This window comes from Winslowiella arboricola, assembly GCF_025527015.1.
GTDB lineage: Bacteria > Pseudomonadota > Gammaproteobacteria > Enterobacterales > Enterobacteriaceae > Erwinia > Erwinia arboricola.
In genome coordinates this window covers 1-13179 of sequence record NZ_JAODIM010000032.1, presented here as the reverse complement: position 1 = coordinate 13179, position 13179 = coordinate 1, and the positions used below count along the sequence as shown (strand labels likewise).

Sequence of the window (13179 nt, the reverse complement as noted above, 5' to 3'; positions counted from 1 at the left end):
GCGCATAGCACAAGAGAACCGCCAGCCTCAGGCTGGCGGTTACGGGGGAGAGATCAGAGATCGCTTTTCTTATGGAAACCGTCGGCGATAACGGTGCTGTCGATATTGGATTTATCCACGGCAATCGGTTCCAGTAACCAGGAGGGAACCTCTTTCAGGCCGTTATTCAGTTTCGCGTTGGACTTTGGCTGCTGGTCATTACCCAGTTCTACCGCGATTTTGGCGGCTTCATCGGCCAGTTTGCTGATCGGTTTATACACCGTCATCGTCTGAGTGCCGTTGTTAATCCGTTTGATGGCCGCCAGATCGGCATCCTGACCGGAAATCGCCACCTTGCCAGCCAGACCCTGCGCACTCAGCGCCTGAATCGCCCCGCCGGCAGTGGCATCATTGGAAGCCACTACCGCATCGATTTTATTGCTGTTAGCGGTCAGCGCATTTTCCATAATTTTCAGCGCGTTTTCCGGTAACCAGGCATCGACCCACTGATCGCCCACCACCTTGATTTTACCGGCGTCGATCAACGGCTTCAGCACCTTCATCTGGCCGTCACGGAACAGGCGCGCGTTGTTATCCACCGGCGAGCCGCCCATCAGGAAATAATTGCCCTCTGGCACCCGCTTAACAATGCTGCTGGCCTGCATTTCGCCAACCTTTTCATTATCGAAGGAAATATAAAAATCGATATCCGCATTATTAATCATCCGGTCATAAGCCAGTACTTTAATTCCTTCGCGTTTGGCTTCGGCAATCACATTACTTAATACCTGACCGTTATAAGGAATAATCACCAGCACATCGACGCCGCGGTTAATCATATTTTCTATCTGCGACATCTGGGTTTCTTCATTGCCGTTTGCCGACTGGACAAATACTTCGGCGCCCAGCGATTTGGCTTTGCTGACAAATATATCGCGATCCTTTTGCCAGCGCTCGAGACGCAGGTCATCTATCGCCATGCCGATCTTAACCTCTTTTGCAAAACCTGCGTGGCTGACCAGAGCCAGCGCGGCACATACCGCCAGTAAAGCTTGTTTCATCTTCATCGTCGTCACCTTGTAGGGTTGGCTGCTTTTGACATTCGCACTGTCAGGCGGATGAATTGTTATCACAGCCAGAGGTAACGGCAATTACAGATTTTCCTCCTGCCGTTATGTTTTTTGGTTTATTTACGGAAGTATGATGGTGATCTGGTTTTCACTACTTACGCTGCCGTCGCGCTTATTTTGCGAGCTGGCGCACAGTTGGGTGTTATCTTAACGCCGGAGTGAAATAACGTAATTGAGCGAAAATTATTGCGCTACCACAATCAGCGCAAGTTAATGCGGTTATTCTATTCCATGGCAATCTTGAGGAGCCTGACATGCACGCTTATTTTGATCAGCTAGAGGGTGTTCGTTACGAAGGATCACAAACCAGTAATCCGCTGGCGTTTCGTCACTATAATCCCGATGAAATGATTCTGGGGAAACGCATGGCCGATCATCTGCGTTTCGCCGCCTGTTACTGGCACAGTTTCTGCTGGAATGGCGCCGATATGTTTGGCGTCGGTTCGTTTGACCGTCCGTGGCAGAAGGCCGGTGATGCGCTGGAACTGGCGAAGCGTAAAGCCGATGTCGCTTTTGAATTTTTCCAGAAACTGAATGTGCCTTACTACTGTTTCCATGATGTCGATGTGTCGCCGGAAGGGGATTCACTGCAAAGTTATCTGCATAATTTTGCCGTAATGACTGAGCTATTGCAGGAGAAGCAGCAGCAAAGTGGCGTGAAACTGTTATGGGGTACGGCAAACTGCTTTACCCATCCGCGCTATGGTGCCGGCGCAGCCACCAATCCTGATCCTGAAGTCTTCGCCTGGGCCGCTACCCAGGTTAACAGCGCAATGAATGCCACCCATCAACTGGGCGGTGAAAACTATGTGCTGTGGGGCGGACGTGAAGGCTATGAAACCCTGCTGAATACCGACCTGCGTCAGGAACGCCAGCAGATTGGTCGTTTTATGCAGATGGTGGTGGAGCATAAACATAAGACTGGCTTCCAAGGCACGCTGCTGATCGAGCCGAAACCGCAGGAGCCGACTAAACATCAGTATGATTACGATGTGGCGACGGTCTACGGCTTCCTGAAACAGTTTGGGCTGGAAAAAGAGATTAAAGTGAATGTCGAGGCCAACCACGCCACCCTCGCCGGGCATTCATTCCATCATGAAATTGCCACCGCCATTGCGCTGGGCATCTTTGGCTCCGTGGATGCTAACCGAGGCGATCCGCAGCTGGGCTGGGATACCGATCAGTTCCCCAACAGCGTGGAAGAGAACGCGCTGGTGATGTATGAAATTATCAAAGCAGGCGGATTTACCACCGGCGGTTTAAACTTTGATGCCAAAATCCGTCGTCAGAGCACTGATAAATATGACCTGTTCTATGGCCATATTGGCGCGATGGATACCATGGCGCTGGCGCTGAAAGTGGCGGCGCGGATGATTACCGAGGGTGAACTGGATAAACGTGTGGCGCAGCGTTACAGCGGCTGGAACGGCGAGTTTGGCCAGCAAATCCTGACCGGCGAATTCTCGCTGGCGGCGCTGGCGCAGCATGCACAACAGCAGAAGCTCAATCCGCAGCATCAGAGTGGGCGTCAGGAGCAGCTGGAGAATCTGGTGAATCACTATCTGTTCGATAAATAACCGTTGAGAGGCAGGCATCATGGTAATCGGCATCGATTTAGGCACCTCGGGCGTTAAAGTAGTGCTGCTGAATGCGCAGGGGCAGGTGCTGGCCAGCAAAACGGAGAAGCTGAGCGTTACGCGGCCAAAACCGCTGTGGAGCGAGCAGGATCCTGAAAGCTGGTGGCTGGCGACCGACCACGCGCTACAGGCGCTGGCCGCGGAGCAGGATCTCAGCCAGGTGCAGGCGATCGGGCTGAGTGGTCAGATGCATGGCGCGACGCTGCTGGATGCGCAGAACCGGGTGTTGCGTCCGGCGATATTGTGGAATGACGGTCGCAGCGCCGCTCAGTGCCGCGAGCTGGAAGACTTAGTGTCTGATTCGCGTCAGATTACCGGCAATCTGATGATGCCCGGCTTTACCGCGCCCAAGCTTTTATGGGTTAAACAGCATGAACCGGCGATCTTTGCACAGGTGGCAAAAGTACTGTTGCCCAAGGATTATCTGCGTTTTCGTCTTACCGGCGAGTTTGCCAGTGATATGTCGGATGCTGCCGGTACGATGTGGCTGGATATGGCGGCGCGTGACTGGAACGACACTCTGCTGGCGGCCTGTGGATTGCAGCGCGACCAGATGCCTGGGCTGTTTGAGGGTAATCAGATGAGCGGCCAGCTAAGTGCGCAGCTGGCGCAACGCTGGGGAATGACAACGGTGCCGGTGATTGCTGGCGGCGGCGATAATGCCGCCGGGGCGCTGGGTGTGGGAATGTATCAACCCGGCCAGGCGATGCTGTCGCTGGGCACCTCGGGCGTCTATTTTGTGGTAAGCGACGGTTTCCGCAGCAATCCGCAGAGCGCGGTGCACAGTTTCTGCCATGCGTTGCCGAATTGCTGGCATCTGATGTCAGTGATGCTCAGCGCCGCCTCCTGTCTCGACTGGGCGGCGCAACTCAGTGGCTGTCAGGATGTGCCGGAACTACTGGCAGAAGCGGAGAAGGCGCAAACCGATGTGCCGCCGGTCTGGTTTCTGCCCTATCTCTCCGGCGAGCGTACGCCGCACAATAATCCCGAAGCGAAAGGGGTCTTTTTTGGCTTTACCCATCAGCATGGCCGCCCTGAACTGGCGCGCGCAGTGCTGGAGGGAGTGGGATTTGCGCTGGCGCAGGGTATGGATGTGCTGCATGCCACCGGGGTTAAACCGCAGACGATTATGCTGATTGGCGGCGGTGCGCGCAGTCCATTCTGGCGTCAGATGCTGGCCGATATCAGCGGTCAGACGCTGGATTACTGTACCGGCGGCGACGTGGGTCCGGCGCTTGGCGCGGCGCGACTGGCGCTGATCGCCCTGCATCCGCAGCAACCGCTGGCCGATTTACTGCCTGCTTTACCGCTTGAGCAACGCCACCAGCCGGATCTATGCCGTTATCAGCACTATCAGGCGCAACGTGAAACCTTTGCCCGGCTGTATCAGCAGCTGGAACCGTTAATGTCGGTATAAGCCACGGGCGGCGAGAACGCCGCCCGTGTTGATTTGTCCCTCTGGCTCGCGCTTATGTCCGTTTTTGGCCTTCATTCGCTGCTGATTCCCCGCCATTATTGACCTTATTCTCACTGATAAGGTGTCCTGAAATGTCTAAAACTGCACTGTTAGTGATCGATATCCAGCAATCGTTTTATCAACGTGGCTATCAAGAGACCGCGGAAACCCCGGCTTTTGAGTTAAAGGTCAACCAGCTGATCGCCGGTTGTCAGCGTAAAGGGTGGCTGCTGGTGGATGTATTTCATGTTGAAGCGGAAGGGCCATTTTCCCGAGCCTCAGGTTTAGTCGAGCGCATGCCGTTTTTACATCATCAGGCGGATAAAATTGTTTATAAAAACGTGCATAATGCGCTGACTGGTTCTGGCCTCGACGAGTGGCTACGCCAGCAGCAGGTCACCGATCTGATTGTTTGCGGCATCCGCACTGAGCAGTGCTGTGAAACCACCACGCGTGTGGCTTCCGATCTGGGCTATAACGTCACCTTTGTCACCGAAGCGACGCTAACTTCGCCGATCAGCCATAAAGGCATTACGCTGAGTGTGGCCGATTTGCGCCACCGTACGGAGAGCGTATTGATTAACCGTTTTGCGGCGATCCATACCGTGGAGAGCTGCTTGCAGGAGCTTATCTGATATGCCGATACCGGTATGGTTTTTAACCTTGCCAGGGGTGATGGCGCTGGATCTGACTGGCCCGGCGGAAACGCTGAAGCTGGCGGCGGGGGCATTTTCCCTGCGTTATATCGGCCCGCAGGAAACGGTTATTTCTTCAACCGATATGATGATCGGTAATATTGCGCCGCTGCCGGAGAACTTACCGGATGGCAGCTTGCTGGTGGTACCGGGGTCGTACAATTCCGCCGTCTGTTTCGATACCCCACAAGCGCGGATTGCTCAGCACTGGCTGACGCGTCTGCAACCGGCTATCCATGCAGGCAAAATTACACTGGTCTGCGTCTGTTCCGGCACGGTGCTGGCAGCGCGCGCCGGATTAATGCATGGCGTGCAGTGCACCACGCATCATGAGGTTCTGGCGCGGCTGCGTGCCGCCGCCCCGGGGGCGCTGGTGAAAGAGAACCGTATTTTTGTCGAAGATCGCGGTATCTGGACCAGCGCAGGGATTACCGCCGGTATCGATCTGGCGCTGCATCTGATTCACCAGCTGTGTGGCCCGCAGGTCGCGCTGGATGTGGCGCGGGAGATGGTGGTTTATTTTCGCCGATCGGGAGACGATCCGCAGCTATCGCCGTGGTTATGTCACCGAAATCATCTTAATCCGGCGATTCATCGTGCTCAGGATTTATTGATACATCAGCCGGAAAAAAGCTGGCAGCTGGAAGAGATTGCGGCGCGTGTGCATGTCAGTTCACGCCATCTGACGCGCCTGTTCCGTCAGCATCTTGGCATCAGCGTGCGCGACTACCATGAGCAGCTGCGGCTGGCGGTGGCGCGGCAACGGGTAAATCAGGGCGAAGGCGCAGAGCGCGCAGCGCTGGCCGCCGGATTCTCCTCATCACGCCAGCTACGGCGCGCGGAACTGCGCTGGCGGGAGTAGACTTTTGCTGGTGGTTTTCGTTTCTGTGCAGTGGGTTATCTATACAGAAAAGACATATTTAAGGTGTTTGAGCGTAGAGATAATCTTGATGCTTATTTTTATTGCCGGACTATTTCACCATTTTTTAATTTTATATAACTGTTATCTCCAATTGTAAATATCGGCGCTTCATTTTTAAATCTATATATCGTCATATATTTATTCTTATCGATGCACTTTTTATCTGAGTTGATTGCATCAAAACAAAGTCTGTCAGCGTTCCCTTCTGTCTTGTAACCATCACCAAAATCCCAAATATTGATATAAAATGTTCCATCCAGGTCGGAAGGGGAAAGCTTTTTTTCTTCTTCTAGTTTGTTAATGTTATGTTGCCACCACTTTATTTTCCCTGCATCTGTTATTGGTGGGTTTTCAATAAGTATATCAGTGGAATTTCGATACTGATAAATAGCGATAATTTTCACGGGTTTTAGTAATTCGTATGCTATATAGATAGCACATAAAATTATAATAAATAATATCATTATCTTTCTATATTTTGTCATTTCTATTTCCGATTATTTCCAGTGTTGCTTCCATATTAGTCATAAATGGTTTAAAGGCTAGTTGATTGTATCTTTGAAGCACAAACCAGATACGAAAGAAACGAAACTGGTAAAATTTGAATTTCAAAATGTCTTCATTGTCCAATCCAAAGTGATCCTGTACTCGGTAATGAACTATAGCACGATATTCATCTTTTTGAATATGAAGAGATTTTATTGTAATGTGGGTTGCATATGTGTCATGAACAGTAATCCCCATTCCATTGAAGCTATCCTGAAATTTTGCAAATTTTGGCAAGTATGAAGTTCTGATCAAGGTATCAAATTCATCTTTTTTATTAACAGGATAATAGCCATTGTTCCAGTCTGTAAATTTTGTCAGCGCTATTTTTATTCTGCTTAACGAACTATCTTTAGCTTTGTCATTAAGTATGCGCTTTTCCAGAGCAGCATTTAGATGAAGGCTACGAAACGGCATCCCATTGCAATTCTGCATATGAGTAATCATTTGCTCGATAAGATGCTTGTATGGGCCGTAAACGGCGAATGGACGGGAGAGTTGACGAAACTCATCAAACAGGATCCTCGCACATTGCTCTCTGCTAAGCTTCTTCCCGGCGCCACGAGAACCGTAAAACATCGATTGCGGTTGCCTGAATGGCGTAATTTCCGTCAACGTATAAGGGTCAACCTTTGCAGACACTTCTGTCAGATTAAAATGCCTTTTCAACGTAGTTTCGCTCAAATCACCGCATCGCATATCGGAGGCGGTGTAATCATCCATCCGCTTTTGGCTTTTGAATAGGGTACAGGGAAGTTGTAATGCTGACATAAGGCACACTCCTTGTGTGATTTTCCATGCTGATCCTCAGTCATAAATAATATGTGGAGACTGGCGAAAAAGTAAACACCGAGTTTTAGTCTCCTGTTTTCCACTAACTCACCAGATGATATTTATCGATACGACGCAATCCCAGCGCCAGCAGCAGGCTGCCCGCAAGTGTTACGGCAAAGATTAGCGGAATATCCAGCAACGGCTGGCCGGTATGGTCGAGATGATGGGTGCGCATAAAATGAATAAACAGCGCGTGGAAGCCATAAATCGGCAGGGAGTTGCGCGAAATCAGCGCCAGGCCGGGCAACGCGCGCTGATTGAGGCAATTTTTAAACAGCACCATCAGGCTGACGGCGGCGATAAACACCAGGGGTCCGCAATACAGATACCAGGTATCGGAGAAGGCGCCATTAATATGCAGCTCTTTTTTGGTGCCAATCGAAATGCCCACCACGCAGGCGGCAAATAACAGCCCCACCAGCCAGCTGATACCTCGCTTATTGGTCTCCATCATGCCAATAGCGCGACCCAGCAGGGCATACAGCACGTAGTAAAAGGTATCGCCGCCGATATACAGATTGACCGGCAGCCAGTGAAAGGGTCCCACCGACTGATCGACGGTATTCGGATTGGCGACCACCGCCAGCACCAGTACCAGCGCCGCAACATAGCGTGCGCGCACCTGTTTCACCTGAATCAGCGGCGACAGCAGGTAAATCACCATAATCGCGAAGAAAAACCACAGGTGATAGAACACCGGTTTTTGCAGTAAGTGTGTGATGGATATCATTTCGCTGATGGGAGTCAGCAGGGTGATATAGGCCAGCGCCACTGCGCTGTAAAACAGCAGGCAGAGCACGATACGCAGGAAATGTCGGTTCTGCGCGCTACGTTCACCAAAGAACAGATAACCTGAAATCATAAAAAAGATCGGCACACAGACGCGTGAGGCAGAGTTCAGCAGATTGGCAAGATCCCAGTGGTGTTCGGCCACTTGCGGGCTATTGGTAATGTACCAGGTGGTGGTATGGATCATAATCACCATTAAACAGGCCACGGCACGTAAATTATCTATCCAGCCAATCTTTTGCGACATCTGTTCCTCTTATTTTCCTTCGCTTCAATGCTGATTTGAGGGTAGATGGATCAAGGGGCTTCAACAACATCTGTCGCTAAAAATCGGACTGAGCTGAGTCAGATTCCATACGGCATTATATAATGGGCGCCTTAGCGAAGAGAGTTACTGGCCAGATCCTGGCAGGGATGGAAGATTTAACGTTGAACTTCAGACAGATAGATTGATTTCCTGGTGGGCCAAACGGTGCAAATAGTTCGCTGATTACGCTCTGTACGATTTTTTTAATGATTAGTGGTCGCAGCTTAAAAAGTACGCGTCAGAAACTGTCCAAATCCGGGGGTAACCTGTATTGCGCCATCACGGAATACGGTAATGCCGCGGATCAGGGTGCATACCACTTTCCCGCGGCATTTCATGCCGTCAAAAGGACTCCATTTACCCAGTCCGTGAAATTTTTCCCCGCTTACCGTCCAGTTTTCATGGGGGTCATACAGGACTAAATCAGCATCTGCCCCCAGCGTGATAGCGCCTTTTCGCGGCCAGAGATGAAACACCTGCGCCGGACCGCTGGCGGTCATCCGCGCCACCTCGCTCAGTGGCATGGCGCGCCTGATATGACCTTCACTGAACATTAGCGGGCCGAGGGTTTCCACCCCAGTCAGCCCTTTCACCGCATCCCAGATGCCATTTTGACCCAGCCGTTTTTGCTCTGGCGTACAGGGATAGTGGTCGGAAGCCAGCACATCAATTTCACCATTGTGCACCCGCTGCCACAAAGCGTTGACCACCGGGCGCGGACGGAGCGGCGGGCTACAGCGGACATTGGCACCCATGCGCACCAGATCGTTTTCGTCGAGCAGCAGATAGTGGGGACAGGTTTCGCAGCTGACCCGCACCGCTGGTCGTGCTGCCGTAATCATCTGCACGGCCTGCGCTGAACTGACGTGGACAATATGCGTGCGTACGCCGGTCTGCCTGGCGAAGTGCAGTACGCGACCCACGGCTTCGGTCTCCGCAATTTCCGGGCTTGCCAGCGCATAAGCACGGTTATGGTTGCGTCTGATGGCGCGCTGTTCGCTGGCGGCGCCGATTAAAATGTCATGGTTCTCGGCATGCACGCCGATCAGGCCGTTAAAGCTGGCCAGTTCACGCATGGTGCGCAGCAAAATGTCATCATTTAATCGCGGCAGCCCTTTTTCATCACAGGCAGCACCATCCGGCGAGTCGCTGCACAGAAAAGCCTTAAAGGCGATGGCGCCCGCCTGCTGCATCTTTGCCAGTTGCGAGAGATTTTCCCCGTCGAGTCCCGCCCAGAGAGCGAAGTCCACCACACAGTTGCGCGCCAGCATCTCGCGTTTGGCAATAAAACTGTCAAGGGTGGTGGCTGGCGGCGACGAGTGCGGCATTTCGATAATGGTGGTGACGCCATGGGCTGCCGCGCCGCGCGTGCCTTCACGCAGCTCCTGCTCCGGGAAATCATGGGCGGCGGTGAAATGGGTATGGACATCAATGGCGCCGGGCATCACCACCAGCCCACTGGCGTCGATAATCTCATTGGCCGTCGGTAACGGACTACCGTGCGCCAGAATAGCGGCGATTTTGCCGTGTGCAATCAACAATTCGGCATCGATTTCTCCACCGGGGGTAACGATTAAACCGTTCACGATCAATGTGCTCATCACCTGTTCTCCTGTGCTACCTGTGCCAAACCAACATTGGTTAGCCGTCAGCAATATCTATCATTCGCTTAGCGCAGCGGGCATCCGGTGTAGAACTGATTTCACTTTGCGGCAGGACAAAACAGAAGAAAGTGGCGGCTGGCCATTACCCTTTTGGTAATCAACCCGGTCAAAGGGTATACTGGCGCACACTTTTTTCATCCACCGTATCGCGTGCGAATTCATCATGCAAAAGTTTGATACTAAGACCTTTCAGGGCCTGATCCTGACCTTGCAGGATTACTGGGCGCGCCAGGGCTGCACCATTGTTCAACCACTGGACATGGAAGTGGGCGCCGGCACCTCACATCCTATGACTTGCCTGCGTGCTTTAGGGCCGGAGCCAATTGCCGCTGCCTATGTGCAGCCGTCACGTCGTCCCACCGACGGTCGCTATGGCGAAAACCCGAACCGCTTACAGCACTATTACCAGTTCCAGGTGATCATCAAGCCATCGCCGGACAATATTCAGGAGCTGTATCTGGGTTCTCTGCAAGAGCTGGGTATGGATCCGACCATCCACGATATTCGCTTTGTTGAAGATAACTGGGAAAACCCGACGCTGGGCGCCTGGGGCCTCGGCTGGGAAGTGTGGCTGAACGGCATGGAAGTGACGCAGTTTACCTATTTCCAGCAGGTTGGCGGACTGGAGTGCAAGCCGGTTACCGGTGAGATCACCTACGGTCTGGAGCGTCTGGCGATGTATATCCAGGGCGTCGACAGCGTTTACGATCTGGTATGGAGCGACGGTCCGCTGGGCACCACCACTTACGGTGATGTGTTCCATCAGAACGAAGTGGAGCAATCCACCTATAACTTTGAACACGCGGATGTCGACTTCCTGTTTACCTGCTTCGAGCAGTACGAGAAAGAGGCACAAAGCCTGCTGGCGCTGGAGAAACCCCTGCCGCTGCCGGCTTACGAACGTATTCTGAAGGCGGGCCATACCTTTAACCTGCTGGACGCGCGCAAGGCGATCTCAGTGACCGAGCGTCAGCGCTATATTCTGCGGATTCGTACTCTGACCAAAGCCGTGGCGGAAGCTTATTATGCGTCGCGTGAGGCGCTGGGCTTCCCGATGTTGAACAGAAAAAAATAAGAGGCCGCCATGACTGAAAAAACATTTCTGGTGGAGATCGGCACCGAAGAGCTGCCACCAAAGGCGCTGCGTAGCCTGGCGGAATCTTTTGCCGCCCACTTTACTGCTGAACTGGATGCCGCCGACCTGGCGCACGGTGAAGTTAGCTGGTTTGCCGCACCGCGTCGTCTGGCGCTGAAAGTCGCCAGTCTGAGCGCCTCACAGCCAGATCGTGAAGTTGAAAAACGCGGCCCGGCGATTGCCGCCGCCTTTGACGCCAGTGGCGTCGCCACGAAAGCCGCCGAAGGCTGGGCACGAGGTTGTGGTATCACCGTTGATCAGGCCGAGCGTCTGAGCACCGATAAAGGCGAATGGTTGCTGTATCGCGCCCTCAGCAAAGGCGAAAGCGCGCAGGCGCTGCTGCCGGCGATGGTGGCAACCGCGCTGACGAAGCTGCCAATTCCCAAGCTGATGCGTTGGGGTGATAAAGAGACGCAGTTTGTGCGTCCGGTGCATACCGTGACCCTGCTGCTGGGCGATGAGTCGATCCCGGCCACCATTCTTAGCATCGATTCTGCGCGTACTATCCGTGGCCATCGCTTTATGGGCGAGTCAGAATTTACTATCGATAACGCGGACCAGTATCCACAGATTCTGCTGGAGCGCGGCAAAGTGGTTGCTGACTACGAAACGCGTAAAACGCTGATCAAAGCGGATGCGGAAGCCGCAGCGCGTAAGATTGGCGGCAAAGCCGATCTGAGCGAAAGTCTGCTGGAAGAAGTGACCTCGCTGGTGGAATGGCCGGTGGTGCTGACTGCGACCTTCGAAGAGAAGTTCCTCGCGGTACCGGCGGAAGCGCTGGTGTACACCATGAAGGGCGACCAGAAGTACTTCCCGGTGTACGACGATAACGGCAAACTGCTGCCGCACTTTATTTTCGTCACCAATATCGAGTCGAAAGATCCGCAGCAGATTATTTCCGGTAACGAGAAAGTGGTGCGTCCACGTCTTGCCGATGCGGAGTTCTTCTTTAACTCGGACCGTAAAAAACGCCTCGAAGACCATCTGCCGCGTCTGGAAACCGTGCTGTTCCAGAAACAGCTGGGCACCCTGCGCGACAAAACTGACCGTATCCAGGCGCTGTCTGGCTGGATTGCGGCGCAGATCGGCGCTGATGTAAATCATGCTACCCGCGCTGGCCTGCTGTCGAAGTGTGACCTGATGACCAATATGGTGTTTGAGTTTACCGACACCCAGGGTGTGATGGGCATGCACTACGCGCGCCATGATGGTGAAGCGGAAGATGTCGCGGTGGCGCTGAACGAGCAGTATCAGCCGCGCTATGCCGGTGACGATCTGCCTTCAAATCCGGTGGCTTGCGCGCTGGCGATTGCCGATAAGATGGATACGCTGGCCGGTATTTTTGGCATTGGACAGCATCCAAAAGGCGATAAAGACCCGTTTGCGCTGCGTCGTGCAGCACTGGGTGTATTGCGTATTATCGTCGAGAAAAACCTCGCGCTCGATCTGCAAACCCTGACCGAAGAAGCGGTGCGCCTGTATGGCAGCAAGCTGACCAACGCGAAGGTTGTCGATGAGGTTATCGACTTTATGCTCGGTCGCTTCCGTAGCTGGTATCAGGAAGAGGGTCACAGCATTGATACGTTGCAGGCAGTGCTGGCGCGTCGTCCAACCCGGCCGGCGGACTTTGATGCGCGTATGAAGGCGGTTTCCCACTTCCGCAGCTTGCCGGAAGCGGCAGCGCTGGCTGCGGCCAATAAACGTGTATCCAATATCCTCGCTAAATCGAACGAAACTCTGAATGACAGCGTGCAGGCCTCGCTGCTGAAGGAAAACGAAGAGATTCAGCTGGCGACCTTTGTGACCGCGCTAAGCAGCAAGCTGCAGCCGTTCTTTGCCGAAGGCCGTTATCAGGATGCGTTAATCGAGCTGGCGCAGCTGCGCGAGTCGGTGGACAACTTCTTCGATAAGGTGATGGTTAACGCTGACGACCAGGCGGTACGGATTAACCGTCTGACGCTGCTGACGAAGCTGCGTGAGTTGTTCCTGCAGGTAGCGGATATTTCGTTGTTGCAGTGATATCAGCGGGCGGCGAGAACGCCGCCCCTACCCTCAATTGATGTAGGGGCGGCGTTCTCGCCGCCC

11 protein-coding genes are annotated in these 13179 nt (G+C 53.3%); 6 read left to right on the top strand and 5 right to left on the bottom strand.

The genetic code is table 11. The features are described 5' to 3' along the window. Window positions 1-53: 53 nt before the first annotated feature. Window positions 54-1046 carry a D-xylose ABC transporter substrate-binding protein gene (gene xylF, locus N5923_RS01570; RefSeq protein ID WP_267141718.1) on the bottom strand — a complete coding sequence of 331 codons (993 nt, stop codon included), beginning with the start codon at window positions 1044-1046 and terminating at the stop codon, window positions 54-56. A gap of 317 nt (window positions 1047-1363) precedes the next feature. Here xylF and xylA point away from each other — a divergent pair, with 317 nt between their 5' ends. The 4 genes from xylA (at window position 1364) to N5923_RS01550 (ending at window position 5759) form a co-directional block, all read left to right on the top strand. After that, a complete protein-coding gene (gene xylA / locus N5923_RS01565) occupies window positions 1364-2686 on the top strand; it encodes a xylose isomerase (RefSeq protein WP_267141717.1) in 1323 nt (440 codons plus the stop codon). 19 nt (window positions 2687-2705) lie between these two features. Further along, window positions 2706-4163, top strand: coding sequence for a xylulokinase (gene xylB, locus N5923_RS01560; protein ID WP_267141716.1), 1458 nt, complete (start codon window positions 2706-2708; stop codon window positions 4161-4163). Window positions 4164-4294: 131 nt separating this feature from the next. Beyond that, window positions 4295-4837 (top strand): isochorismatase family protein, encoded by a 543-nt coding sequence (locus tag N5923_RS01555; protein ID WP_267141715.1) that lies wholly within the window; start codon window positions 4295-4297, stop codon window positions 4835-4837. Between the two features lies 1 nt (window position 4838). Next, on the top strand, window positions 4839-5759 hold the full coding sequence (locus N5923_RS01550; RefSeq protein WP_267141714.1) for a GlxA family transcriptional regulator: 921 nt from the start codon (window positions 4839-4841) through the stop codon (window positions 5757-5759). A 98-nt stretch (window positions 5760-5857) separates the two neighbouring features. On the opposite strand, the gene N5923_RS01545 is transcribed toward N5923_RS01550, so the two are convergent. The 4 genes from N5923_RS01545 to allB all read right to left on the bottom strand — a co-directional run bounded on the left by N5923_RS01545 (window position 5858) and on the right by allB (window position 9896). After that, on the bottom strand, window positions 5858-6304 hold the full coding sequence (locus tag N5923_RS01545; RefSeq protein WP_267141713.1) for a DUF943 family protein: 447 nt from the start codon (window positions 6302-6304) through the stop codon (window positions 5858-5860). Then, window positions 6291-7136, bottom strand: coding sequence for a YPO3983 family protein (locus N5923_RS01540; protein ID WP_267141712.1), 846 nt, complete (start codon window positions 7134-7136; stop codon window positions 6291-6293). The genes N5923_RS01545 and N5923_RS01540 overlap by 14 nt, the downstream gene beginning before the upstream one ends. A gap of 103 nt (window positions 7137-7239) precedes the next feature. After that, entirely contained in the window at window positions 7240-8235 is a 996-nt protein-coding gene (locus tag N5923_RS01535; RefSeq protein ID WP_267141711.1) for an acyltransferase, read from the bottom strand. 284 nt (window positions 8236-8519) lie between these two features. Continuing rightward, the gene (allB, locus tag N5923_RS01530) at window positions 8520-9896 is read right to left on the bottom strand and encodes an allantoinase AllB (RefSeq protein ID WP_267141710.1); all 1377 of its coding nucleotides are present in this window, start codon (window positions 9894-9896) and stop codon (window positions 8520-8522) included. Between the two features lie 226 nt (window positions 9897-10122). Between allB and glyQ the strand changes: the two genes are divergently transcribed. Then, window positions 10123-11034 (top strand): glycine--tRNA ligase subunit alpha, encoded by a 912-nt coding sequence (glyQ, locus tag N5923_RS01525; RefSeq protein ID WP_267141709.1) that lies wholly within the window; start codon window positions 10123-10125, stop codon window positions 11032-11034. Window positions 11035-11043: 9 nt separating this feature from the next. After that, the gene (glyS, locus tag N5923_RS01520) at window positions 11044-13113 is read left to right on the top strand and encodes a glycine--tRNA ligase subunit beta (RefSeq protein WP_267141708.1); all 2070 of its coding nucleotides are present in this window, start codon (window positions 11044-11046) and stop codon (window positions 13111-13113) included. Window positions 13114-13179: the final 66 nt, after the last annotated feature.

Coding starts and splice junctions, on each gene's coding strand:
- N5923_RS01535 (WP_267141711.1), bottom strand. CDS start 8,235: ATGTCGCAAAAGATTGGCTGGATAGATAATTTACGTGCCGTGGCCTGT.
- xylB (WP_267141716.1), top strand. CDS start 2,706: ATGGTAATCGGCATCGATTTAGGCACCTCGGGCGTTAAAGTAGTGCTG.
- xylF (WP_267141718.1), bottom strand. CDS start 1,046: ATGAAGATGAAACAAGCTTTACTGGCGGTATGTGCCGCGCTGGCTCTG.
- glyS (WP_267141708.1), top strand. CDS start 11,044: ATGACTGAAAAAACATTTCTGGTGGAGATCGGCACCGAAGAGCTGCCA.
- N5923_RS01550 (WP_267141714.1), top strand. CDS start 4,839: ATGCCGATACCGGTATGGTTTTTAACCTTGCCAGGGGTGATGGCGCTG.
- xylA (WP_267141717.1), top strand. CDS start 1,364: ATGCACGCTTATTTTGATCAGCTAGAGGGTGTTCGTTACGAAGGATCA.
- N5923_RS01545 (WP_267141713.1), bottom strand. CDS start 6,304: ATGACAAAATATAGAAAGATAATGATATTATTTATTATAATTTTATGT.
- allB (WP_267141710.1), bottom strand. CDS start 9,896: ATGAGCACATTGATCGTGAACGGTTTAATCGTTACCCCCGGTGGAGAA.
- N5923_RS01555 (WP_267141715.1), top strand. CDS start 4,295: ATGTCTAAAACTGCACTGTTAGTGATCGATATCCAGCAATCGTTTTAT.
- N5923_RS01540 (WP_267141712.1), bottom strand. CDS start 7,136: ATGTCAGCATTACAACTTCCCTGTACCCTATTCAAAAGCCAAAAGCGG.
- glyQ (WP_267141709.1), top strand. CDS start 10,123: ATGCAAAAGTTTGATACTAAGACCTTTCAGGGCCTGATCCTGACCTTG.